The sequence below is a fragment of the Nonomuraea sp. CA-218870 genome (genome assembly GCF_050936535.1).
Classification (GTDB): Bacteria; Actinomycetota; Actinomycetes; order Streptosporangiales; family Streptosporangiaceae; genus Nonomuraea; species Nonomuraea corallina.
Genome location: NZ_JBNJMN010000002.1, coordinates 637,121 through 659,718, shown reverse-complemented (window position 1 = coordinate 659,718; position 22,598 = coordinate 637,121). Strand labels below are relative to the sequence as shown.

Here is a 22,598-nt window from a genome sequence, read left to right as displayed (position 1 = left end):
GTCGTCAGACCGTGAAGACGATCTTGCCGAAGACGTCGCCCTCGTGCATGGCGGCGAACCCGTCCCCGGCCTGCGCGAGCGGCACCGTCCGGTCGATGACCGGCCGGAGCCCGGTCTGCTCCAGGAAGACGCCCAGCCGCCGGAGCTGGTCGCGCGTGCCCATGGTGGAGCCGACCACCGAGAGCTGCAGGAAGAAGACCCGGTTCAGGTCGGCCGGCGGGACGGCCCCGCTGGTCGCGCCGCTGACCACGATCCGTCCACCCGGTCTGAGCGACTTGAGCGAATGGTCCCAGGTGGCCTGGCCCACGGTCTCCATGACCGCGTCCACCCGCTCCGGCAACCGGGCGCCGGTCTCGAAGACCTGGTCGGCGCCGAGCTCGCGGGCGCGCTCCCGCTTGGCCTCCGAACGGCTGGTCGCCCAGACGCGGAACCCGCCCGCGCGGCCCAGCGCGATGAGCGCGGTCGCGACCCCGCCCCCGGCCCCCTGCACCAGCACGGTCGAGCCGGGCTCCAGCCCTGCCTTGTCGAACAGCATCCGGTACGCGGTCAGCCACGCCGTCGGCAGGCAGGCGGCCTCCTCGAAGGAGAGCGCGGCCGGCTTGGGCACAAGGTTGCGGCGGGGCACGGCCACCCGCTCCGCGAACGTGCCGTCGTACACCTCCGACAGCAGCGACCGCTTCGGGTCGAGCGTCTCGTCGGCCCCCGAGCCGACCACCGCGTGCACGACGACCTCGTTGCCGTCCTCGTCGACGCCGGCCGCGTCGCAGCCGAGCACGATCGGCAGCCGGTCCTGCCGGATGCCGACGCCCTTGAGCGTCCACAGGTCGTGGTGGTTGAGCGCGGCCGCCCGCACCGCTACGGTCGTCCAGCCGTCGGGGACCTTCGGCTCCGGGCGCTCGCCCAAGGTCAGCCCGGCGAGGGGGTTGTCGGCATCGGTCTGTGTGGCGGTAACGGCGAACATGGCCGCACCTTACTTGACGCTGATCCGGATGCCGTCGAGCGCCTTGCCGATGAACGCCTCGTCGCCCATGGCGACCACCCGCATCCCGTCGCGGCACACGTCCTGGACCGGGCGGCCGCGTCCCCGGATGGCGCGGGGCAGGCCGCGCGGCTTCTCGCAGCCGGGGCTGGGGATGAGGGCCACCATGTCGGTCGAGCCGCCGCCGAACCAGAGCTGCGGGCCCACCGGGTCGCCCTCCTCGACGTCGCCGGGCTCGGCCAGCCGCACCCGGCCGGCGCCGGACAGCACGAGGTGGCCGTCGTCGGTCACCTGGCCGCGCAGCCCGTCGGCGACCGCCACCCGCTGGGCGAAGTCCAGGCCGGGCGGGCGGTCGTACAGGGCCATCCGCCACGGGCCGAACGCGAACAGCAGCACCTGCCCGTACGAGCCGCTGCCGGCCTGGCGCGGCCAGAGGGTCACGTTGTCGGCGAACGACCTGATCGGCTCCCCGCCCTTGGTGATCTCCAGCTCGCCGTTGTAGGGGGCGGTGAGCTGACGGAACAGGCCGTCCACCCACAGGCCCCGGAACGGCCGCAGGCCCAGCCGCTCGAGACCGAGCTCGGCGGGGTAGCGCACGGTGGCCCGGACGCCGTGCGGGAACACCACCTCGATCCGCGCCACGTCGCCCTTCACGACCGGCTGAGGATGCAGCAGGTTGTGGCCGCTGCCGACGCGGGTGAGCGACCGGATGGGACCGATGGGCCTGTCGGCCGTCGCGGCCGGTGACTCCTCCCGGCGGCTGAGGACCAGCCCGACGACGGACACGCCGAGCAGCACGAGCACGAGCAGCAGCCCGATGGGGCGGCGGCGGTCGCGCGCGCCCACCTCGATGACGTCGAACGGATCGGCCACGGCGGACCTCGCAGGCGAGTGGTGCTGCCTTCAGTTCAGTGGAGCGGCGACCGCCAGCGCAACCCCTCGAACTTGGCGAAATCCCGATCACAGGTCACGAATTCGCATCCATGCTCGATGGCGAGCGCCGCGAGGTAGGCGCCGGGGATGAGCTTTCCCTTCGCGTCGGAGGCGCGGCACAGCCGGGTGAAGATCTCCCAGTGGCGCTGGCCTGCGTGGATCGTCACCGCGTGGGCCTGGCCCCGGACGCTCTCGGCGAAACGTCGGGCCGTCTCGAAGGGAGTCGCACCGGGGATACGCGGGTTGGTGACGATCCGGATGAAGCCGTTGATGACGACATCGCTCAACGCGTAGGACTCCTCTCCGTGGAGAAGGTCCTTGAGCACAGCGAGGCACTGCTCGTGATGCTCCATGTCGCGCCGCTGGGCGTTGACGAGGATGTTGACGTCAGGCATCCTCATGGCGCCGCACCCCCAGCACCCGCTCGATGTCCTCCAGTTCCAGAATCTCCTGGATCTGGTGCCAGGTCAGCTTCGGCCCCGCTTCGGCCCCTGAGACGGGTAGGTCGATCACGGGTCGCTCCGCCATGTCGGCGGAGCGGTTGAGCAGGTGGCGCAAGGCGTCCTCCATCACTGAGTTGAGACTGCGTCCGTTTCTGGCCGCGTACGCCTTCGCCTCGTTGAGAAGCGTCTCGTCGATGCGCACCGTGGTCCTCCGCATGACTCCAGCGTCCATCAGTGACATTTAAATGTCAATAGCGGAGCGTAGTCGTACGGACACGATCTTTGCATGGCCTTTGCCGTCTCACCAACTCGCCACGTTGACCTGGCCGTCCGTCGTCAGCTCGACCCGCCGGCCCACGAGCTCCCGCGACTCGGCGTCGGCCAGCAGGTCGTCCCGGGTCACGTGCGCGTACGCCCGCGCCCCCGAAGGCAGGTCCACCACGAGGTGGCCGCGCTGCCGGGCGCCGTCCCTGGCGTGCGCGACCGTGTAGCCGGCCACGACCCCCGGGCCCTCGCAGGTGTCCGCGATCGGCACCGGCTCGGCGGTGAAAACGGGCTCGGGTCCGCCCAGGACGCCCCCCGGCTCCGTGGACCAGATCGCGTAGGTGTGCTTGGTGAGGTGCATGCCGACCCCGGTGACCAGCCCGTGCCCGCCTTCGGCGCGCAGCCGTTCGGCCATGGCGGCGGTGGAGTGCAGCACGTAGTCGCTGGCAGGGCCGCCCGCGTACGGCAGGCCGCCGGTGACGGTGAGGCCCCGCGGGTCCAGCGGGTCGAGTTTGATCGCGTCGCACGCCTGCCGCAGCGCGATGGCGAAGCAGCTGTAGACGTCGAACGCCCGCATGTCGTCCAGGGTGAGCCCGGCCCTGGCGAACGCGGACTCCGCGGCCCTGGCGATGGCCGGGGAAGCGCCGAGCGCGGGCCGGGCGGCCACCTCCCAGGTGTCCTCGGCGTAGGCCCAGCCGCGCAGGTAGAGGCGCTGGTCGCCGGGCACCCCGAGCCGGTCGGCGAGCTCGGAGCTGACCAGGAGGACGGCCGCAGCCTGGTCGACCTCGATCACGGCCACGGTGTTGCTGTTGTAGGGCCAGCCGACGAACCGGCCCCCGCCGATCAGTTCCTCAGCGGTGCGCGGGGTGCGCCGCCAGGCGTGCGGGTTGGCCGCGGCCACCCGCGTCATCGGCGCCATCATCCGGCCGCGGTCCAGCATCTCCTCCTCGACGGTGAGGCCGAGGGCGGCGCGGCGGGCGGTCTCCATGATCGGATAGGTGTGCACGGGCAGGAAGAGCTCGTGCGCCAGCTCGCTCGGGTGCGGGGGCCGTTCCCAACCGTAGGGCGGCCTGGGGTCGGCGGGGTGGCTCCACGGCGCGTGCTCGCCCGCCTGCCGGTACGCCCTGCGGGTGGCCAGCGCCTCGGCGCCGGCGACCAGCGCGGAGTCCAGCTCTCCCGCCGCGATCCCGGCCGCCGCCCGGCCGATGAGCGCCTGCGGGGCGGTGCCGCCCACCTTGGAGTACGCGGTGTGCCGGGGCGTGGCGCCGAGCCTCTCGGCGAGCCGGCCGGTGGGCGTGTCGTACTGCCAGGAGTCGGTGTAGACGATCTGGATCGAGTCGAGGCGTTCCACCGGGAAGCGGGTCTGGCCGGCGGCGGCGCGCGCCACGCCCTCCCACAGGTCGAGCGGTTCGGGGCCGGGCTGCTCGCGGACGGTGCGCTGGGCCGCGCCGATGAGACAGGGGGTGCGTGGATCCATGCCCCCATCCAACCAGAACAAGATTCGGTTGATAAGGAACGGGTTTCCCCGGGGCGGCACAGAACAAGATCCATGAGCGGCGATCAAGGAATCCGGGGCGCCCGGAAGAGCGATGTTCCCTGCCGATCGGAGCGTCCTCCCATAAGGCCCGCAAGCCGCTCGAATTCGCGCGTCAATCCCGGGCCCACCTGGGGCGACGACGTACAATGAAGATCATTTCTAGCACCCTTGACATGGTTCTTATGCGACGCAAGTCACGCTCGCCTAGATAACGAATCTCCATCCCGGCTGCAATACGCCTTGTTGATCTGGAAAAATCCACCGTTACAACCCCAGAAAGGCACTTTCATGATCCCCCGGGCCAGGCACCTGCTAGCCGCCGCCGTCAGCGGCGCGCTGCTGATGCTGCCCACCCTCCCGGGGACCGCGAGCGCCGCGGCGAGCCAGGTCTTCGCCGTCTCGCTGGCCAAGAGCAAGGCCGAGGTGCAGAAGGTCGCCGACTACTGGAAGCCCGAGAGGCTCAGGAAGGCCGAGACCTACAGCCCGGCCGCGCCCCCCTCGGGCGCGCCGAAGGCCGGAGGCGGCTCGGTGAACGTGCCGGCCCAGCGCATCGTGGCCCTGCGCAAGAAGGCCGGTCCGGTCAACGCCGTCGCGCCGCGGCAGGGCACGGCCAGCACGATCGGCAAGGTCTTCTTCCGCCTCGCGGGCAAGGAGTACTGGTGCTCGGCCGCCGCCGTCGCGGCCGCCAACCATAGCGTGGTCGCCACCGCCGCGCACTGCGCCTACGACCCCCGCAGGGGCGAGGCCGCCGACTCCTGGATCTTCGTCCCCGACCCGGGGGCCGCCGGGACCACACCGCACGGCGTCTACGTCGGCTCCTCGATCAGCATGCACGAGGACTGGCCGGGCAAGAACGACTACGACTACGACTACGCGTTCGTCACGGTCCACCGCGGCTTCACCTGGGTCAAGCAGGGCAACGCCTACGTCGCCAAGGACGTCGGCCGGCTGCAGGACAACGTCGGCGGGCTCGGGCTGGAACTGTCCAGGAAGCCGCCGATGGCCCGGGTGCACGCGTTCGGCTATCCCGCGGGCCCGCAGCCCGACGGCAGCCAGCCGTTCAACGGGCAGACGCTGAGGAGCTGCGTGGGCGCCACCCGCAAGACCATCGCGCCCGGCCTCGACCTCGACCACGGCGTGCAGCTCAGCCCGTGCAACTTCAGCAAGGGCGCCAGCGGCGGCCCGTGGATCACCGGCCTGCGCGCCAACCTGGGCGACCTCATCGGCGTCAACAGCCTGACCTGGAACCGCGACGCCAAGGGCGAGTTCGACGCGGTGTCCTCGCCGTACCTCGGGCCGGTGGCGGGTGACGTCTACCGTCACGCCGCCGCGCAGACGACTCCGGCAAATGTGATTTAGTTCACGTCCCCTGGAACGGCCACTCGGGGCGATCAGCCCATACACGGATCTCGGTACGGTCACGGCGGCGTCCGCCACGTTGACAGCGGCCGGTGAAAACCCGCATGACCAGAGTGAACCGTTATACGGTTCCGGCTGTCCATCTGCCGGTATCCGGGCGCATCAAGGCGCCGCGCCGGCGTAAGACAGAAGCCTGGAGTTACCTTGAAGCGCATCCTCCTCCCCATCGGCGGTGCCGCCGTGGCGACCGGCATGCTGGTCGTCGGTCTGCCCGCCACCGCTCAGGCCGCCGGAGACGTCGCGATCGACCCGATGGCCAGGAACGCCGGCCAGGCGGCTTCGGTCGCCTCCTTCTGGTTCGCCTCGAACGGTGCCGCCCTCCGCCGCGCCACCGCGTACACCTGGGACTCCAACGAGGTCCGGAAGGTCGTCTCCAAGGGCGGCTACACCCCCGACGGCAGCCCCGGGACCGCCGCCCCCACCAGCGGCAACAAGGCCGCGGGCGGGTCGCAGAACGTGAACCTGCCCAAGACCGTCGGCAAGGTGTTCTTCGTCGACGGCTCCGGCAAGTACCGCTGGTGCTCGGCCACCTCGATCCAGTCGAACTACCGCAACCTGGTCGTCACGGCCGGCCACTGCGTGTACGACACGGAGTCCAACAAGGCCCTGCTGGACAACTGGGTCTTCGTGCCCGGCTACTACCAGGGCAAGGCGCCGTGGGGCATCTACGTCGGCAAGCAGGCGTTCACCCACTACGACTTCGACGTCTACGAGGACTACGACCGCGACTACGCGTTCGTCACCGTCTACAACGGCATCCAGTTCACCGGCGCCAAGCAGGTGAGCAAGCGCGAGTTCCAGCGGTTCAGCGGCCCCAAGCGGTCCTGGGGTGGCCGTCACTACATCCTGCTGTCCAAGGACGCCGGCCGGCTCGGCGACAACGTGGGCGGCCAGGGCTTCGCCTGGAACCAGCCCGCCAACCGCACCGTCCGCACCTTCGGCTACCCCTCGGCGCCGCACCCCGACGGCGACAGGCCGTACAGCGGCGTCACCCCGAAGCACTGCTACGGCAAGACCACCGGCAAGTCCGTGAGCGCCTCGTGGCTCAAGATCCAGGAGCACATCGCGCTCAAGTGCGCCGTGACCCCCGGCTATGACGGCGGGCCGTGGATCCAGCAGTACAGCAACGCCAAGCGGGTCGGCTACGTCAACGGCGTGACCAGCACCTTCGCCGACCAGGACGGGAACGACCGGATCGACTACATCACCTCGCCGTACTTCGACGGGGAGACGGCCTCGGTCTACAACTCGGCCAAGAACGTGTGGTCGGGCAAGATCGTCGGCCCCAACGGCGAGCTCTACCGCTGACCCTCCCGCTCCACCTGAAAGGGCCCGGCCGCCTGGCGCCGGGCCCTTTCGCATGCCCGGAGGTTCCAGTGGAACCGGGTGGCTCGCGGACGGCACGACCGATCTCCGGCGTGACGCGAAACCCCGCAAATAGGCACATATCTACCGAGAGATCCGCGAACCTGAAGGTTTCCTGGCAGGAGGCTGGCATGTTAGACGGAGGATCAGCCCCATTCGGTTCCTGTGATCTAAGTCACATTCAACTGACTACCGTACGTGACAGCCCTCTAACGGCACTTTGGTACCAGAAGCCACACTCCCTCCCTGCCCTGCGAAAACGTGCTCTTATGATCACTGGCCGCGATTATCTCTGACTGATAACGGAATGGTCACGGGCGTTTGGGTCGATGCCAGACCTTTCGGATTGGCTTCCACCTGCGGAGATCACCGCGCTATGTTCCTTGCTATCCCTTTACTGACGCATGGGACGCACGTTGCGGCCCACGACAGACCAAGGAGCAGTTCCCTTGAAGCGCATCCTCATCCCCGCCGGTGGCGCCGTTCTGGCCACCGGTCTCCTGGCCGCCGGCCTGGCCACCACCACCGCTCAGGCCACCAGCGACGTCGCCACCGACGCGATGGCGAAGAACGCCGCCGCGGCCAAGGCCATCGCCGAGTTCTGGGCGGACAGCAACGGCGCTGCTCTGAAGGCCGCCAAGGAGTCCAACGTCTGGGACAAGACGGACGTCAACAAGCTGCAGAGCAAGGGCGGCTACAGCTCGGACACCAAGCCGGGCTCGACGGCTCCGATCGGCGAAGAGAAGAAGAGCACCGCCAAGGCGCAGAACGTCAACCTGCCGAAGACCATCGGCAAGGTGTTCTTCGTCAACGGCAAGGGCGAGAAGAAGTGGTGCTCGGCCACTTCGATCCAGTCGAAGTACCGCAACCTCGTCGCCACCGCCGGCCACTGCGTCTACGACGTGCAGGCCAACTCCGACGTGATGTCCAAGTGGGTCTTCGTCCCCGGTTACTACCAGGGCAAGTCCCCCTACGGCATCTATGTCGGTAAGCAGGCCTTCACCCACTACGACTTCGACGTCTACGAGGACTTCGACCGCGACTACGCGTTCGTCACCGTCTACAACGGCGTCAAGCTCGGTGGGGGCACCGCCAAGAAGGTCTCCAAGGCCGAGTTCGACAAGTACCAGGGCCTCAAGGAGGCCAAGGACGTCGAGATCAGCCGCGAGGAGTTCCGCGCGTGCAAGCTCGACCCCACCTCCACCGAGGCGTGCTGGGTGAAGCCCGGCTCCCGCCCCGAGAAGGTCGGCCCGGACTACCCCGGTGCCGTCGTGGAGAAGGACGAGGTCAGCGAGCGCACGTACCAGCGCGCTCCCGTCGGCAAGAAGAACGGTGCGAAGTTCGGTGAGCCCATCACCGACATCGTCACCGAGAGTGAGTACAAGAAGTACGCCGGCCCCGGCAAGAAGTGGCAGGACCGCGCCGGCAACTTCCTCATCACGCACTACTACGTGCAGAAGTGGGTCAAGCCCGGTTCCGACACGAAGTTCTTCAAGACCGTCTTCACCATCATCGAGAACGCCGCGACCGACGCCGGCCGCCTCGGTGACGTCGTCGGCGGCCAGGGCTTCGCGTGGAACCAGCCGACCGGCAAGTACGTGCGCGTGTTCGGCTACCCGGCCTCCGCTCACCCCGACGGCCACAAGAACTTCACCGGCGTCACTCCGAAGTGGTGCTACGGCAAGACCACGAAGAAGCTGGTCGGTGACAAGGCCAAGAAGATCGAGGAGCACGTCGGTCTCAAGTGCGCCATGACCGAGGGCGCCGACGGTGGTCCGTGGCTGTACAACTACAAGAACAGCAAGCGTCTCGGCTACGTGAACGGTGTCACCAGCACCTTCAACGACCAGGACGGCAACAACCGCGTCGACTACATCTCGTCGCCGTACTTCGACGGCGAGACGAACACGGTGTACAAGGCCGCCGCCAACGTGTGGTCCGGCAAGATCCTCTAAGTGGGGACGCCCTGACGGTCGATCCCTGAGAGATCGTCATCTGTAAGACCCGAAGGGCCCGGCAGTCCAGCCGGGCCCTTCGGCGTTCCCGGACTCGGAAAGGTGAAGGGCGCTTGGACGCACGGGAGCCATGGATGGTGCCATCAGAGCACTGTGATGTGCGTCACACCCGCCCGATCGAGGTCACCGACGCGGCGCACGGATCTCCCGAGTCACTTTAACAACATCCTTATGCTGATCTGCGGGAACGCCTCTCGGGGTGGCTTCCCCCCGCTCCTGCGCGGGAGCCGACTAAACATCACAGATTGATCACGTCCGACTTGTCGCCTCTTTTCCTTCCAAAGCGGCTTCCGGCGAGCAAGATCGACACTGTATGTTCTGGCTATCCCTTTACTGACGCATGGGACGCAAGAGGCGTTCCACGACAGCGCAAGGAGTTACCTTGAAGCGCATCCTCCTTCCCGCCGGTGGCGCCATTCTGGCCACCGGTCTCCTGGCTGCCGGCCTGGCCGGCACCGCTCAGGCCGACGACAAGGTCGCCGCTGACGCCCTGGCCGCCAGCCAGGCGAAGGCCGCCGAAGTCCTCGACTTCTGGACCAAGTCCAACAACGCCGCCCTGAAGCAGGCCTCGGCCTACTACTGGGACGACAAGGCGGTCAAGAAGATCGTGTCCAAGGGCGGCTATTCGCCCGACGGCAAGCCTGGCTCGACCGCGCCCATCGGCGAGGAGAAGAAGGTCGCCAGCAAGACCCACAACGTGAACCTGCCGAAGACCATCGGTAAGGTCTTCTTCGAGGGTCGCGACGGCAACCTCTACTGGTGCTCCGGCACCTCGATCCAGTCGAACTACCGCAACCTGGTCGCCACCGCTGGTCACTGCGTCTACGACGTGGCCGGCAACGACGAGGTCGTGTCGCGCTGGGTCTTCGTCCCGGGCTACTACCAGGGCAAGACGCCTTACGGTGTGTACGTGGGCAAGCAGGCCTTCACCCACTACGACTTCGACGTCTACGAGGACTTCGACCGCGACTACGCGTTCGTCACGGTCTACAACGGCATCGGCGGCACGCTCAACAAGCCGAAGCAGGTCACCAAGGCCGAGTTCGACGCGTACAAGGGCGACAAGGACGTCAAGAAGGTCCAGGTCTCCCTCGAGGAGTACAAGAAGGGCAAGCTCGACCCCAAGACCACTGAGTACTACTCGGTGGACCCGGGCTCGCGGGCCGAGAAGGTTGGCCCCGACTACCCCGGTGCGGTCGTCGAGAAGAAGGAAGTCAGCAAGAGCGAGTGGTGGCGCGCTCCGGTCGGCAAGGCCAACGGCGCCAAGTACGGCGAGCCGGAGACCGTGTCGGTCACCAAGAGCGAGTTCCTGTCCTACCGCGGCCCCGGCGAGAAGAACGTCGACCGCGCTGGCAACTACACCATCACGCGCTACTACGTGCAGCAGTGGTACAAGCCGGGGACTGAGTTCAAGTTCATCCGGACTGACTACTTCATCATCGTGCACGAGGTCAAGGACGTCGGTCGCCTCGGTGACGTCGTCGGTGGCCAGGGCTTCGCGTGGAACCAGCCGACCGGCAAGTACGTCCGTACCTTCGGCTACCCCTACGCCAAGCACCCCGACGGCAGCAAGCCGTTCTCCGGCAACACGCCGAAGTGGTGCTACGGCAAGACCGGCGCCAAGACCACTCAGGTGCCGTCGCTGAAGATCGAGGAGCACGTGTCGCTGAAGTGCGCCGTCACCGGCGGCTACAACGGCGCCCCGTGGCTCTTCAAGTACAGCAACGCCAAGCGCCTCGGCTACGTCAACGGCGTGACCAGCGTTCTGTACGACACGGACGGCAACGACCGCTGGGACTACATGTCCAGCCCGTACTTCGACGGTGAGACCGCTGCGGTCTACAACGCCGCGAAGAACGTCTGGTCGGGCCAGATCACCCCGATGCCCAAGTAATTCGGGTTGATCTTCCTGGGTCGGGGGTCCAAACCTCGATTCTCCTGCACCACCCGAAGGGCCTGGCGAAAGCCAGGCCCTTCGGCCGTTTCTGATGACATTTCTGACAAGATCTCTGTTGCTTTGTGACAAGAGTGACCAGAGTGTCGATAGTGTCTGATCACCCCTCTATGTCAGACCTGTGGAGCCATTCCGTGAAGCGCCTGTTCGTGCCCCTCGCCGCTGCCAGCCTTGCCGCCGCAGCCTTGGCCATTCCGGCACAAGCCGCCCCCCAGTGGGTCAAGGACCCCCTGACCCCTCAGCCCAAGGACGCCTACGGCGCCGCCTTCTTCTGGCTTGACGCGAACGGCGCCGCCCTGAAGAAGGCCACCCAGTACACCTGGGACGCCAAGGAGGTCGACAAGATCGTCCGTAAGGGCGGGACGACCCCCGATGACGGCAAGCCGGGCGCCACCGCTCCGGCGACGACCAGCTCGGGCGGCAAGACCAAGAACGTGAACCTGCCGCGGACCATCGGCAAGGTCTTCTTCGTCGACAAGTCCGGCAAGCACCAGTGGTGTTCGGCGACCTCGATCCAGTCGCGCCACCGCAACCTGGTCGTCACGGCCGGCCACTGCGTGTTCGAGAGCGGCCAGGACGTCTTCGCCAAGTGGGTCTTCGTCCCCGGCTACTACCAGGGCAAGGCCCCGTACGGCATCTACGTGGGCGCCTACGCCTTCACGCACTACGACCTCGACGTCTACGACGACTACGACGGCGACTACGCGTTCGTGGCCGTGCACAACGGCTTCGCGCTGGCCGGCGAGAAGGAGGTCACGGCCAAGGAGTACCACGCGTGGGCCGGCGACAAGTGGGTGAAGCCGCGTGAGATCACCCGCGAGGAGTTCACCAAGTGCCAGCTCAACCTCGGCGAGTGCTGGTCGGAGGGCAAGGACACCCAGCCTGAGCTGGCGGGCCCGGACCACCCCGAGGCGGTCCTGGAGAAGGTCGAGGTCAGCCCGGAGACGTACAAGAAGGCCAAGGTCGGCCGCGCGCAGGGCGCCAAGTACGGCGAGCCGGTGACCGAGTCCGTCACCGAGGCGCAGTGGACGGCCTACAAGGGCCCCGGCACCAAGGCCAAGGACCAGGCCGGCAACTACACCATCACCCGCTACTACGTGCAGCGGTGGGTCAAGCCCGGCACGGCCCGCAAGTACTTCGAGGCCCGGTTCATCATCGGCCTGGCCAAGGACACCGGCCGGCTCGGTGACGTCGTCGGCGGCCAGGGCTTCGCGTGGAACCAGCCGATGGGCCAGCAGACCATGGTCTTCGGCTACCCGGCCGCCCCGCACCCCGACGGCGACAAGCCGTTCACCGGCGTGACGCCCAAGTACTGCTACGGCAAGACCGGCACCAAGACCATCCAGGCGAACTCGTTCCGGGTGGAGACGCACCAGGTGCTCAAGTGCTCGATGACCCCGGGCGCCGACGGCGGCCCGTGGCTGATCAAGTGGAACAACGCCAAGCGCACCGGCTACGTCAACGGTGTCACGAGCGTGTTCTACGACAACGACGGCAACGACCGGGTCGACCACATCAGCTCGGCCTACTTCGACAGCGAGACCGCCGACGTCTACAACAAGGCGAACCTCGCCGAGACGAAGAAGGTCGTCGGCCCGAACGGCGAGCTGCTGCAGTAGTCACGCGGTCGGAAGAGCCCGCCGGCGCGCCCCGGCGGGCTCTTCCCGTTCTTCAGACCGCCAGGGCCCGCGTCCGCTCCTTCAGCGCCCGGACCGGGGCCTCGTTCTCGTACGGTTTCAGCCGCCTGCGCAGGTCGGTCATGTAGCTGCGGGAGCGCGCCGACTTCAGCTCGCTCCCCAGCGTCATGGCGCCGAACGCGACCGAGCAGGCCTCCTCCAGCTCGCCGCACTGCAGCAGCCCCGCGGCCAGCAGCGACAGGTTGAACATGCGGCCGCGCACGAACCGGCCGTCCATGTCCAGCGAGCGCCGCGCCTGCCGTACGGTCCGCTCCCCCTCTCCCAGGTCGCGGAAGCAGTGGGCGAACTTGGCCGACAGGTAGGCCTCGTCGAAGTAGCCCAGCCAGCTCGGCTCACCGGTCGGCTCGCGGACGTCGAAGGCGCGCTCGGCCTCGTGCAGCGCGCCGCCGCAGGCGCGGCCGTCGCCCAGCCCGGCGTGCGCGTGCGCCTCCAGGACGTGGCTGGAGGCGAGCAGGGTCGCCACCCCGGCCCGCCGGGCGGAGAGCTGTGCGGTCCGCGCCAGGTCCAGGGCGTGCGCGTGCCGGCCCAGGTAGATCGCCTGGTGGGCCATGCCCGCCAGGATCTCGCCGCCCAGCGCGTGGTCGTCGGCGCCTCTGGCCAGGCGCAGCGCCTGGATCAGGTAGCGCTGGGCCAGGCCGTGCTGCTCCTGGTCGTAGGCCATCCAGCCGGCCAGCCTGGTGAGCTCGGCGGCGGCCGCGGCCAGCCGGCGGCCGGTCGCGTCGCCGTACGAGCCGTCCTTGAGCAGCGGTGTGACCGCCGTGTCCAGATAGCGCACGACAGACGAGCGGACGTGCCCGCTGCCGAACCGGTTGTCCAGCTCACCGAAAGAACGGGTGACCTCGTGGATGGCGGCGACGTCCGCCATGCCCACTCTCCGGGCGCCCAGCGCGCTGGGCCGCCCTTCCGGCGGCGAGGTGAGCCACCGCACCGCCCCCACGGAGCCCGCCCCGATCGCGAACGTCGAGTCGATCAGGAACCTCCGTCTCTCCACATCGGCCCGCCACAGCGCCGTCACGGTCGCGACCCCCTCCTGCCACGTGTGCGTGAACTCCTGCCCGAGATCGTGGGGCGTCGCGGTGGGCAGGCCCAGGTCGCCGACCGTGACGGGCCTGCCCAGCCGTAAGGCGAAGATCTCGGTCAGGAGTCCGGGCACCGGGTCCCGCGGCCGCTGACCACCGATCCATCGCAGGACGGAGCTGTGGTCGTACTTGAGGCCGGGGGCGCCACGCGCGGCTCCCAGATCGTTGAGGCGCCTGGCGAGACCTTTGTGGGAAAACCCCGCCTCGGCGATGAGCTGCCGTAGCAGTCGGTTGGGCTCGCGTCGCATCGCTCTCCTCTAAGGCAGGAGCAGGCGCCCGCATGCTTACAGAGGGTTCCTGTTATAGCACGCTGAGTAAAGGAAGTTTGGCGAATCCTTGACCCGGGGCGGACCCGGCGCTGTTTCTGCCTGAGAGGCGGCGGTCAGGCGCGGGCGACTCCGTCGGCCCTGGCCTGCGCGGCGACGGCGGCGGAGACCGCGGGGGCGACCCGCGCGTCGAACGGGCTCGGGATCACGTAGTCGGCCCGCAGGTCGTCGCCCACCACGCCCGCGAGGGCGTCGGCGGCGGCCACCTTCATGTTCTCGGTGATCGTGGTGGCCCGCACGTCGAGCGCGCCGCGGAAGACGCCGGGGAAGGCCAGCACGTTGTTGATCTGGTTGGGGAAGTCGGAGCGGCCGGTGGCGACGACCGCGGCGTGGCGGGCGGCGACGGCGGGCTCGACCTCGGGCGTCGGGTTGGACAGGGCGAACACGATGGCGCCCTCGGCCATGGAGGCGATGGCCCGCTCGCTGACGGTGGAGCCGGACAGGCCGACGAACACGTCGGCGCCCGCCAGCGCCTCCTCGGTGGACCCGCTGTGGCCGGCCCGGTTGGTGTCGCGGGCCAGGGCCTCCTTGATCGGGTTGAGCCCTTCGCGGCCGGCGTAGAGCATGCCCTTGGAGTCGGCGACGGCGATGTCGCCGATGCCGGCCTCCAGCAGGATGCGGCTGACCGCGACGCCGGACGCGCCGGCCCCGGCCACCACGGCGCGCAGGTCGCCCAGCGTGCGGCCGGTCAGGCGCGCCGCGTTGCGCAGCGCGGCCAGCACCACGATCGCGGTGCCGTGCTGGTCGTCGTGGAAGACGGGGATGTCGAGCCGCTCGCGCAGCCGCTCCTCGACCTCGAAGCAGCGCGGCGCGCTGATGTCCTCGAGGTTGATGCCGCCGAAGGAGGGCGCGAGCCGGGCGACGGTCTCCACCAGCTCGTCGACGTCCGTGCAGGCCAGGCAGAGCGGCACGGCGTCGACGCCGCCGAACTCCTTGAACAGCAGCGCCTTGCCCTCCATGACGGGCATGGCGGCCGACGGCCCGATGTCGCCCAGGCCGAGCACGGCGGTGCCGTCGCTGACGACGGCGACCACGTTGGGGACCCAGGTGTAGGTGTCGGCCAGCGCGGGCGTCTCGGCGATGGCGCTGCAGACGCGCGCCACGCCGGGCGTGTAGGCGAGCGCCAGATCGTCGTTGTCGCGGACCGGAACGGTGGAGCGGACCTCAAGCTTGCCCCCGCGGTGCAGCGCGAAGGCAGGATCGTTCTCGTAAGCGGATGTGTCGGACACAGCGACCCCAGTAGTGGTTGCGACGGAAGAGACCTTGGGCAGACGGGCGGAGAAGCCCGGCTTCGGTTTCGCCAGGATTCCCTCGTCGATGCCTCGGAGGGTACGGGGGTCACCCGTCGCACCATACTGACACACGCTGACAGGGGGTCAGGTACCGCCCCCGAAGCCGTTCCGTTGACGCATCGTTAATTCTCTGATGACAGAGTGCCCCTAAACCAGCTTTAAACTGCACAAAACTCATCTTCGCTGCTCTACCACTATCGAGGAGGCCTCCCCATGGCCCTCTGGTCCATGAAGCGCCACGGCATCGCCGCCGGCGCGCTCGCGTTGACCGCCGCCCTGACCCTGTCCGCGTGCGGCAGCGACTCGGGAGGCACCGACACGGCCTCCGGCGACGCGTCGGCCTCCGCCGCCGGCGGTGCCAAGCTCGTGAACCCCGGCAAGCTCACCGTGTGCACCAACGTCCCGTACGAGCCGTTCCAGTTCAAGGACGACAGCGGCAAGATCGTCGGGTTCGACGTCGACATCGTCGACCTCGTCGCCAAGAAGCTCGGCGTCGAGCAGGAGATCGTGGACATCGACTTCGCGGTGATCAAGAGCGGCGCCGCCATGGCCACCAACAAGTGCGACCTGGCCGCCGCCGGCATGACCATCACCGAGGAGCGCAAGGCGAACATCACGTTCTCCGACCCGTACTTCGACGCCACCCAGGCGCTGCTGGCCAAGAAGGGCACCGGCGCCACGTCCCTGGAGGACGTCAAGGCCAAGGGTCTCAAGCTGGGCGCCCAGGCCAGCACCACCGGCCTCGACTACGTCAAGAAGCAGGGCTTCGACCCGACCGAGTACGCCGACTCCCCCAAGGAGCTGCTCGCCCTCCAGGCCGGCCAGGCCGACGTGATCGTCCAGGACCTGCCCGTGGTGCTCACCTGGCTGAAGAAGCCGGAGATCGCGGAGAAGTTCGAGCTGATCGCCAGCCTCGACACCGGCGAGCAGTACGGGCTCGGCATGAAGAAGGACGCCGACCCGGTGCTGGTCAAGACCGTCAACGAGGAGCTCACCGCGGCCAGGTCCAACGGGACCTACGACGAGATCTTCATGAAGTGGTTCGACAAGAAGCCCGGGGAGCTGGGCTGATCCATGGCGGACCAGCCGAAGACCGCTGAGCCGGTCCAGCGCCGGCTCAGCCCTCGAAAGAGGCAGCGCATCAGCCGCGGCGCCCAGTACGTCGTCCTGGTCCTGGCCGCAGTCGCCCTGGTCCTGTACGCCGACTGGGGCGAGCTCGGGAAGAACTTCGCCCGGCAGGACGTCGCGGCCGAGATGCTGCCCGACCTGTTCACGATCGCGCTGAAGAACACGATCATCTACTCGGTCGGAGGGTTCGCCTTCTCGTTCGTGTTCGGTCTGATCGTGGCGCTGATGCGGTTGTCCACGGTGGGTCCGTACCGGTGGCTGGCGACGCTCTACATCGAGATCTTCCGTGGCGTGCCCGCCCTGCTGGTCTTCCTGATGATCGTCTTCCTGCCGCTGGCCCTGCCCGGCTTCGCGGTGCCCTTCGGCACCTACGGCCAGGCCATCCTCGGTCTCGGCCTGGTCGGCACCGCCTACCAGGCCGAGATCTTCCGGGCCGGCCTGCAGGCGGTGCCCAAGGGGCAGACGGAGGCCGCCAGGTCGCTGGGCATGTCGGCCGGCCGGGCGCAGTTCACCGTGGTGATCCCGCAGGCCATCCGGATCGTCATCCCGCCGACCACCAACCAGTTCGTGGCCCTGCTCAAGGACTCCTCGCTGGTGCTGTTCCTGGGCGTGTCGGGCGAGTACGTCGAGCTGACCAAGTTCGGCAATGACATGGCGTCCACGTACGCCAACGCCACGCCGCTCCTGGTCGCGGGCCTGACGTACCTGATCGTCACGGTGCCGCTTGGCTACCTCGCGGGACGGCTGGAGAAGCGCAAGGGGACGAACCGATGACGCACGCGATCGAGATCAAGGACCTGCACAAGCACTTCGGCCAGAACGAGGTGCTGCGCGGCATCGACATGACTGTCGAGCCCGGCCAGGTCGTCTGCGTCATCGGGCCGTCGGGCTCCGGCAAGTCGACGCTGCTGCGCTGCGTCAACCTGCTGGAGGAGCCCACCCGGGGCAAGGTCCTCGTCGAGGGCGTCGAGGTGACCGACCCTGACGTGGACATCGACGCCGTACGACGCCGTATCGGCATGGTGTTCCAGCAGTTCAACCTGTTCCCGCACATGACGGCGCTGCAGAACGTCATGATCGCCCAGCAGCGGGTGCTGAAGCGCGGCAGGAAGGAGGCCGAGGTCGTCGCCAGGGAGAACCTGCGCAAGGTGGGCGTCGGCGAGAAGTGCGACTCCTTCCCCGGGCAGCTCTCCGGCGGGCAGCAGCAGCGGGTGGCCATCGCCAGGGCGCTGGCCATGGACCCGAGCCTCATGCTGTTCGACGAGCCCACCTCCGCGCTCGACCCCGAGCTGGTCGGCGACGTGCTCGCGGTCATGCGCCAGCTGGCCGAGGAGGGCATGACCATGCTCGTGGTCACCCACGAGATGGGCTTCGCGCGCCAGGTGGCCGACCGGGTGGTGTTCATGGACGGCGGCGTGATCGTCGAGGACGGACCGCCCGCCCAGGTGATCGGCGACCCGCGGCACGAGCGGACCCGCTCCTTCCTGGCGCGCGTCCTGCACCCTGAGGAGTGACCGCCGGGCGTCCGGGGCACCGGGCGCCCGGTGCTTTTCGTGTAATACTCGCGCATGGACTTGACCTCTTACGCCGAGTGGGCGGTCCGTCTCGTCAACGACCCCGACCCCCCGGCGGAGCTGCGTGGGCTGCGGGCCGAGCTGGCCGCCGTCTTCGACGCCGCGGACGCCGAGGAGCGGCTCGTGGCCCTGCTCAACGAGCTGCTCGTGCGCTACCCCGTACGACCCCAGCTGACCGACCACGACGGCCAGGGCTGGCACCTGCACCTGGCCGGCCACACCGGCGCCGCCGCCGTCATGGGACTCGCCTCCATGGTGGCCGAGCTGGGCGCCGACCGGCTCGGCCGCTGCCTGGAGCCGCACTGCACCCGGGCCTTCCTCGACACCTCGTCCAACCGCTCCCGCCGCTACTGCTCGGCCCGCTGCGCCAGCCGGGCCAACGTCGCCGCCTACCGGGCGCGCCGCCGCGGCGGCCAGTAACGCAGCACGACGCGGCCCACGACGTCGGTCACCGGGCCGAAGTCCCAGCTGTCGCGGCGGCCCGCGGCGCGCTGATTGTCGCTCTCCAGCCACCAGCCGCCGGCCTCGCGCCAGGCGGCCCGTTTGACGATGAGCCGTTCCTGATTGCCAGGCAGCCGGGCCACCACGACGTCGCCCGGCCGGATCCGGGCCCGGCGGCGCACCAGCAGCCAGTCGCCCGGCAGCAGCGCGGGCCGCATCGAGTCACCCTCGACACGCACTCTCATGGGCCGCCACCCCCTCCTCCAGAGGCGTTTGCAGACGAGTAAGGTCGGTACGAGGACCAAGCTGATTCGGCATCAAGGAAGGATTTTCTGATGCTCGCACGACTGCTACGACCCAAGCATGTCGCTTCCGCGCACTGCGACCTGCCCTGCGGCGTCTATGACCCGGCGCAGGCCCGGATCGAGGCGGAGTCGGTCAAGGCGATCATGGAAAAGTACGCGGCCAACGAGGACCCGGTCTTCCGCGCCCGTGCCATCAAGATCAAGGAGGAGCGCGCCGAGCTGGTCAAGCACCACCTCTGGGTGCTCTGGACCGACTACTTCAAGCCGCCGCACCTCGAGCAGTACCCCCAGCTCCACCAGCTCTTCTGGGACGCCACCAAGCTCGCCGGCGCCGCCGGGGCCAAGGGCACCGTGGACGTCGCCAAGAGCGAGGAGCTCCTGGGCAAGATCGACGAGATCTCCAAGATCTTCTGGGAGACCAAGGCCGCCTAAATCGGCATAAAAGGCTCTGTGCGGTCAACGGCCGCACAGAGCCTTTTCCGTTGAGGGCGAGTCTGAATCCGCCAAGCACCTCTCCCGGGCGGTAAGTTGCAGTCAGCGTCGTATACGCGAGGAGGATCGTGACCGAGGAAACCGAGGCGCGCGTGACAGGCGAGGCAGGCATCCGTGACGTGGTGAGCATCAGGCTCCCCGCCGACAGCGCTTATCTTTCCGTGTTGCGCACGGCCACAGCCGGACTGGCCGCCCGGCTGGACTTCACGCTCGACGAGATCGAGGATCTGCGGATCGCGGTCGACGAGGCGTGCGCCATGCTGCTCAACGAGGCGGTGCCGGGCACCGACCTGACCGCCGAGTTCGAGCTGACCGGGCAGGAGATGCAGGTCCGGGTCGAGGTGGCGACAGTCGGGAGCTCCGCGCCGAAGCGCGACGACTTCGCCTGGATGGTGCTGACAGCCCTCGCCGACGACGTGGACGCGGTGACCGACGTCGCCGACCGCATGGCGATCATCCTGCGTAAGCGCCGAGGCGCGGCGAGGCCGGCGTGACGGAAAGGACTGGAGCCATGGCCGCCAGCGAACACGCCGTGCCCGACCGGGTCCGTGCTCGCCTGCTGTTCGCCGAGCTGTCCGAGCTGGGCCCCGACGAGCCGCGCCGGCAACGCATCAGGGACGAGTTGGTCGAGCTCCACCTTCCCCTGGTCGAATACCTGGCCCGCCGCTTCCGCAACCGGGGTGAGTGGCTCGACGACCTGACCCAGGTCGCCACCATCGGGCTGATCAAGTCCATCGACCGCTTCGACCTCAACCGCGGCGTCGAGTTCTCCACCTACGCCACGCCCACCATCGTCGGCGAGATCAAGCGTCACTTCCGCGACAAGGGCTGGGCGGTCCGGGTGCCGCGCCGCCTGCAGGAGCTGAAGCTCTCGCTGACCAAGGCCATCAGCGAGCTGTCGCAGCGCGAGGGACGCGCGCCGACCGTGGCGGAGCTGGCGGCCTACCTGAAGATGACCGAGGAGGAGGTGCTGGAAGGCCTTGAGTCGGCCAACGCCTACTCGACGGTCTCCCTGGACGCGCCCGACTCGGGCGACGACGACGCCCCTGCGGTGTCCGACTCGCTCGGCATCGTCGACGAGTCGCTCGAAGGTGTCGAATACCGCGAGTCACTCAAACCGCTGCTCGAACGGCTGCCTCCGCGCGAGAAGCGGATCCTGCTGCTGCGGTTCTTCGGCAACATGACGCAGTCGCAGATCGCCACCGAGCTCGGCATCTCGCAGATGCACGTGTCGCGCCTGCTCGCCCGCACCCTCGCCCAGCTCCGCGAGGGTCTGACGGCCGACGACTAGACGTCGTCGCCGAAGAGCGCGTGCGTGGTGGGAGGCGCCAGGAGCATGCCCAGCCCGGCGAGGGCGACCACGATCAGAGGGATCCCGAGCGCGGGCTGGTCCGCCTGGATGAGCGTGACGGCCACCGGGAAGATGAAGATCTGGGTCACCACGCTGGGCGCCCTCCCCCAGCGTTCGGCGGCCAGCAGCCCGCCCCACGCGACCCAGAGCAGCCCCGCGCCGATCAGCACCCCGAACGCGGCCTCGGCCAGCGCCGTCGTCAGGGAGCCCGCCTCGCCGAGCACCGTCTCCACGGCCACGTAGATCCCCAGCCCGAGCGCGACCAGCCCCTCAAGGGCGACGATCACGGCGGCCATCACCAGACTCCACGGACGCTTCCCCACACCCCGCACCCTATCCGTCCCCGCCCGCGCCCCGGGCGTGCGCCTTCTCGTCCAACATCGTGTCCGAAATAGGACGTTTGCGACAAGCCCGACATCCATCAGCGGCTACGCTGGCCTCATGCGCGCGATGCTCCTGGTCAACCCCAAGGCCACCACCACCAACGCCCGCACGCGCAACGTGCTGATCCGCGCGCTCGGTGCCGCCGTGGAGCTGGCCGTGGAGGAGACGGCCTACCGCGGCCACGCGGCCACGCTGGCCGCGACCGCCCGCGCCAAGGGCTACGACCTGGTGGTCGTGCTGGGCGGCGACGGCACCATCAACGAGACCGTGAACGGCCTGCTCAACCCGGTCAACGGCGCCCCCGAGCCGCTCGGCGACGATCCGAGCCTGAGCCGCCCCGCGCTCGCCGTCATCCCCGGCGGCAGCGCCAACGTCTTCGCCCGCGCCCTCGGGCTGCCGAACAACCCGGTCGAGGCCACCGGCGCCGTGCTGGAGGCGCTGCGCGAGGGCCGCAGACGCACCGTGGGCCTGGGGCAGGCGCTGTGGGAGGGTGAGAGCCGCTTCTTCACCTTCTGCTCGGGCCTGGGGTACGACGCCGAGGTCATCAGGGCCGTCGAGGGCCTGCGCGGCACCGGCCGCAAGGCCACGCCCCTCCGCTACGTGAACACCGCGCTGCGCCACTACCTGGCCACCGACAAGCGGCATCCCGCGATGACGCTGACCGGGCCGGGCGTCCCCACCACCCGCGGGGTGTTCCTGGCGATCGTCTCCAACACCTCGCCGTGGACGTATCTCGGCCCCAGGCCGGTCACCCCCACCCCGTGGGCGAGTTTCGAGACCGGGCTCGACCTGCTGGGGCTGCGGCGGATAGGCGTCACGTCGCTGCTGCCGGTCATCCGCCACATCCTCACCGAGCGTGACAGCCTGCCGTCCGGCAGGCACCTGACGCAGTTGCACGACGAGGCGGAGTTCACCCTCACCGCGAGCCGTCCCGTGGCGTTTCAGCTGGACGGAGACTATCTGGGCGAACGTGAGGCGGTGACGTTCCGGGCTACACCGAACGCGTTACAAGTTCTGGTCTAGCTCGTTACATTCGGTCATAGTGTGACGCATACGACAGCCATTACGGTGAAAACTTGGGCTCCGCCCTCTTGCGTGCACTCTCCGTGGCTGAAAAGCTCATAGTGACGTCGGAACGTAGGACCTTTAACCCAAACCCCCAGGTCCTCCGGCGTTCAGCGCGGGCACCCCCGGTTCCAGACAGAGCGCCGGGGCACTGTTCGCACGCCTTAGTGAAACTCTTCACAAAGTAGTAGCCGCACGGAGCCGACCGCAGGCTCCATCTACTAAGGAGTGAACGCATGGACTGGCGCCACCGAGCTGCCTGCCGTGACGTGGACCCCGAGCTGTTCTTCCCGATCGGGAACACCGGACCGGCACTCATGCAGATCGAGGAAGCCAAAGAGGTCTGCCGTTCCTGTTCGGCCGTGGAGTCCTGCCTCAAGTGGGCGCTGGAGTCCGGGCAGGACGCCGGCGTGTGGGGCGGTCTCAGCGAAGACGAGCGCCGCGCGCTGAAGCGCCGCACCGCTCGGGCCCGCGCCCGTGCCAGCGCCTGACCGACCTCGACCCGGAAGGCAGGAATCCGCCTGAAAGCCACGACCAGCCGACCAGCCCGGCACG

23 protein-coding genes are annotated in these 22,598 nt (G+C 68.7%); 14 read left to right on the top strand and 9 right to left on the bottom strand.

The features are described from left to right. Window positions 1–4: 4 nt before the first annotated feature. From ACQEUU_RS31770 to ACQEUU_RS31750, 5 genes are all read right to left on the bottom strand, one after another. On the bottom strand, window positions 5–961 hold the full coding sequence (locus tag ACQEUU_RS31770; protein ID WP_433072769.1) for a zinc-binding dehydrogenase: 957 nt from the start codon (window positions 959–961) through the stop codon (window positions 5–7). Window positions 962–970: 9 nt separating this feature from the next. Beyond that, window positions 971–1,852, bottom strand: coding sequence for a hypothetical protein (locus ACQEUU_RS31765; protein ID WP_433072768.1), 882 nt, complete (start codon window positions 1,850–1,852; stop codon window positions 971–973). A gap of 35 nt (window positions 1,853–1,887) precedes the next feature. Further along, on the bottom strand, window positions 1,888–2,313 hold the full coding sequence (locus ACQEUU_RS31760) for a type II toxin-antitoxin system VapC family toxin (protein WP_433072767.1): 426 nt from the start codon (window positions 2,311–2,313) through the stop codon (window positions 1,888–1,890). After that, window positions 2,300–2,557: a hypothetical protein gene (locus tag ACQEUU_RS31755; protein WP_433072766.1), complete on the bottom strand. Its 258-nt coding sequence runs from the start codon at window positions 2,555–2,557 to the stop codon at window positions 2,300–2,302. The genes ACQEUU_RS31760 and ACQEUU_RS31755 overlap by 14 nt, the downstream gene beginning before the upstream one ends. A 99-nt stretch (window positions 2,558–2,656) precedes the next feature. Continuing rightward, window positions 2,657–4,096: an acetyl-CoA synthetase gene (locus tag ACQEUU_RS31750; protein WP_433072765.1), complete on the bottom strand. Its 1,440-nt coding sequence runs from the start codon at window positions 4,094–4,096 to the stop codon at window positions 2,657–2,659. Window positions 4,097–4,444: 348 nt separating this feature from the next. Between ACQEUU_RS31750 and ACQEUU_RS31745 the strand changes: the two genes are divergently transcribed. The 5 genes from ACQEUU_RS31745 (at window position 4,445) to ACQEUU_RS31725 (ending at window position 12,528) form a co-directional block, all read left to right on the top strand. Beyond that, on the top strand, window positions 4,445–5,515 hold the full coding sequence (locus ACQEUU_RS31745) for a trypsin-like serine peptidase (RefSeq protein WP_433072764.1): 1,071 nt from the start codon (window positions 4,445–4,447) through the stop codon (window positions 5,513–5,515). A 204-nt stretch (window positions 5,516–5,719) separates the two neighbouring features. Next, entirely contained in the window at window positions 5,720–6,883 is a 1,164-nt protein-coding gene (locus ACQEUU_RS31740; RefSeq protein WP_433072763.1) for a trypsin-like serine peptidase, read from the top strand. Window positions 6,884–7,389: 506 nt separating this feature from the next. After that, window positions 7,390–8,895 (top strand): trypsin-like serine peptidase, encoded by a 1,506-nt coding sequence (locus tag ACQEUU_RS31735; RefSeq protein WP_433072762.1) that lies wholly within the window; start codon window positions 7,390–7,392, stop codon window positions 8,893–8,895. A gap of 442 nt (window positions 8,896–9,337) precedes the next feature. After that, a complete protein-coding gene (locus tag ACQEUU_RS31730) occupies window positions 9,338–10,849 on the top strand; it encodes a hypothetical protein (protein WP_433072761.1) in 1,512 nt (503 codons plus the stop codon). Between the two features lie 194 nt (window positions 10,850–11,043). After that, window positions 11,044–12,528 carry a trypsin-like serine peptidase gene (locus ACQEUU_RS31725; RefSeq protein ID WP_433072760.1) on the top strand — a complete coding sequence of 495 codons (1,485 nt, stop codon included), beginning with the start codon at window positions 11,044–11,046 and terminating at the stop codon, window positions 12,526–12,528. Between the two features lie 52 nt (window positions 12,529–12,580). Here ACQEUU_RS31725 and ACQEUU_RS31720 read toward each other — a convergent pair whose 3' ends face one another. Together ACQEUU_RS31720 and ACQEUU_RS31715 are read right to left on the bottom strand one after the other, a co-directional pair. After that, window positions 12,581–13,933 carry a hypothetical protein gene (locus ACQEUU_RS31720; protein WP_433072759.1) on the bottom strand — a complete coding sequence of 451 codons (1,353 nt, stop codon included), beginning with the start codon at window positions 13,931–13,933 and terminating at the stop codon, window positions 12,581–12,583. Between the two features lie 134 nt (window positions 13,934–14,067). Beyond that, the gene (locus tag ACQEUU_RS31715; protein WP_433072758.1) at window positions 14,068–15,240 is read right to left on the bottom strand and encodes an NAD(P)-dependent malic enzyme; all 1,173 of its coding nucleotides are present in this window, start codon (window positions 15,238–15,240) and stop codon (window positions 14,068–14,070) included. Window positions 15,241–15,516: 276 nt separating this feature from the next. Here ACQEUU_RS31715 and ACQEUU_RS31710 point away from each other — a divergent pair, with 276 nt between their 5' ends. The 4 genes from ACQEUU_RS31710 to ACQEUU_RS31695 are packed head-to-tail and all read left to right on the top strand — an operon-like array spanning window position 15,517 to window position 18,425. Continuing rightward, window positions 15,517–16,374, top strand: a complete 858-nt coding sequence (locus ACQEUU_RS31710) for a transporter substrate-binding domain-containing protein (RefSeq protein WP_433072757.1) — start codon at window positions 15,517–15,519, stop codon at window positions 16,372–16,374. A gap of 3 nt (window positions 16,375–16,377) precedes the next feature. Beyond that, the gene (locus ACQEUU_RS31705; RefSeq protein WP_433072756.1) at window positions 16,378–17,205 is read left to right on the top strand and encodes an amino acid ABC transporter permease; all 828 of its coding nucleotides are present in this window, start codon (window positions 16,378–16,380) and stop codon (window positions 17,203–17,205) included. Next, window positions 17,202–17,945 carry an amino acid ABC transporter ATP-binding protein gene (locus ACQEUU_RS31700; protein WP_433072755.1) on the top strand — a complete coding sequence of 248 codons (744 nt, stop codon included), beginning with the start codon at window positions 17,202–17,204 and terminating at the stop codon, window positions 17,943–17,945. Before ACQEUU_RS31705 ends, ACQEUU_RS31700 begins: the two co-directional genes overlap by 4 nt. A 54-nt stretch (window positions 17,946–17,999) precedes the next feature. Then, window positions 18,000–18,425, top strand: a complete 426-nt coding sequence (locus tag ACQEUU_RS31695; RefSeq protein WP_433072754.1) for a CGNR zinc finger domain-containing protein — start codon at window positions 18,000–18,002, stop codon at window positions 18,423–18,425. On the opposite strand, the gene ACQEUU_RS31690 is transcribed toward ACQEUU_RS31695, so the two are convergent. Next, window positions 18,395–18,691 (bottom strand): S24 family peptidase, encoded by a 297-nt coding sequence (locus ACQEUU_RS31690; protein ID WP_433072753.1) that lies wholly within the window; start codon window positions 18,689–18,691, stop codon window positions 18,395–18,397. The genes ACQEUU_RS31695 and ACQEUU_RS31690 overlap by 31 nt on opposite strands. Before the next feature lie 90 nt (window positions 18,692–18,781). On the opposite strand from ACQEUU_RS31690, the gene sodN reads away from it, so the two are divergent. The 3 genes from sodN to ACQEUU_RS31675 all read left to right on the top strand — a co-directional run bounded on the left by sodN (window position 18,782) and on the right by ACQEUU_RS31675 (window position 20,534). Further along, window positions 18,782–19,183, top strand: coding sequence for a superoxide dismutase, Ni (gene sodN / locus ACQEUU_RS31685; protein ID WP_270155758.1), 402 nt, complete (start codon window positions 18,782–18,784; stop codon window positions 19,181–19,183). Between the two features lie 128 nt (window positions 19,184–19,311). After that, complete coding sequence (locus tag ACQEUU_RS31680; protein ID WP_270155759.1) at window positions 19,312–19,737, top strand: anti-sigma factor; 426 nt, start codon at window positions 19,312–19,314, stop codon at window positions 19,735–19,737. A gap of 17 nt (window positions 19,738–19,754) precedes the next feature. After that, a complete protein-coding gene (locus ACQEUU_RS31675; protein ID WP_270155760.1) occupies window positions 19,755–20,534 on the top strand; it encodes an RNA polymerase sigma factor SigF in 780 nt (259 codons plus the stop codon). On the opposite strand, the gene ACQEUU_RS31670 is transcribed toward ACQEUU_RS31675, so the two are convergent. Then, the gene (locus ACQEUU_RS31670; protein WP_433072752.1) at window positions 20,531–20,917 is read right to left on the bottom strand and encodes a hypothetical protein; all 387 of its coding nucleotides are present in this window, start codon (window positions 20,915–20,917) and stop codon (window positions 20,531–20,533) included. The genes ACQEUU_RS31675 and ACQEUU_RS31670 overlap by 4 nt on opposite strands. A gap of 118 nt (window positions 20,918–21,035) precedes the next feature. Between ACQEUU_RS31670 and ACQEUU_RS31665 the strand changes: the two genes are divergently transcribed. Together ACQEUU_RS31665 and ACQEUU_RS31660 are read left to right on the top strand one after the other, a co-directional pair. Further along, window positions 21,036–22,001 carry a diacylglycerol/lipid kinase family protein gene (locus tag ACQEUU_RS31665; protein WP_433072751.1) on the top strand — a complete coding sequence of 322 codons (966 nt, stop codon included), beginning with the start codon at window positions 21,036–21,038 and terminating at the stop codon, window positions 21,999–22,001. Between the two features lie 278 nt (window positions 22,002–22,279). Next, a complete protein-coding gene (locus ACQEUU_RS31660; protein ID WP_270155763.1) occupies window positions 22,280–22,534 on the top strand; it encodes a WhiB family transcriptional regulator in 255 nt (84 codons plus the stop codon). The last annotated feature ends 64 nt before the right edge of the window (window positions 22,535–22,598 follow it).

Bases quoted from the DNA above. Each gene is read 5' to 3' on its own strand.
- ACQEUU_RS31770 (WP_433072769.1), bottom strand. From the start codon at position 961: ATGTTCGCCGTTACCGCCACACAGACCGATGCCGACAACCCCCTCGCC.
- ACQEUU_RS31760 (WP_433072767.1), bottom strand. From the start codon at position 2,313: ATGAGGATGCCTGACGTCAACATCCTCGTCAACGCCCAGCGGCGCGAC.
- ACQEUU_RS31750 (WP_433072765.1), bottom strand. From the start codon at position 4,096: ATGGATCCACGCACCCCCTGTCTCATCGGCGCGGCCCAGCGCACCGTC.
- ACQEUU_RS31745 (WP_433072764.1), top strand. From the start codon at position 4,445: ATGATCCCCCGGGCCAGGCACCTGCTAGCCGCCGCCGTCAGCGGCGCG.
- ACQEUU_RS31720 (WP_433072759.1), bottom strand. From the start codon at position 13,933: ATGCGACGCGAGCCCAACCGACTGCTACGGCAGCTCATCGCCGAGGCG.
- ACQEUU_RS31710 (WP_433072757.1), top strand. From the start codon at position 15,517: ATGGCCCTCTGGTCCATGAAGCGCCACGGCATCGCCGCCGGCGCGCTC.
- ACQEUU_RS31705 (WP_433072756.1), top strand. From the start codon at position 16,378: ATGGCGGACCAGCCGAAGACCGCTGAGCCGGTCCAGCGCCGGCTCAGC.
- ACQEUU_RS31700 (WP_433072755.1), top strand. From the start codon at position 17,202: ATGACGCACGCGATCGAGATCAAGGACCTGCACAAGCACTTCGGCCAG.
- ACQEUU_RS31695 (WP_433072754.1), top strand. From the start codon at position 18,000: ATGGACTTGACCTCTTACGCCGAGTGGGCGGTCCGTCTCGTCAACGAC.
- ACQEUU_RS31690 (WP_433072753.1), bottom strand. From the start codon at position 18,691: ATGAGAGTGCGTGTCGAGGGTGACTCGATGCGGCCCGCGCTGCTGCCG.
- sodN (WP_270155758.1), top strand. From the start codon at position 18,782: ATGCTCGCACGACTGCTACGACCCAAGCATGTCGCTTCCGCGCACTGC.
- ACQEUU_RS31675 (WP_270155760.1), top strand. From the start codon at position 19,755: ATGGCCGCCAGCGAACACGCCGTGCCCGACCGGGTCCGTGCTCGCCTG.
- ACQEUU_RS31665 (WP_433072751.1), top strand. From the start codon at position 21,036: ATGCGCGCGATGCTCCTGGTCAACCCCAAGGCCACCACCACCAACGCC.
- ACQEUU_RS31660 (WP_270155763.1), top strand. From the start codon at position 22,280: ATGGACTGGCGCCACCGAGCTGCCTGCCGTGACGTGGACCCCGAGCTG.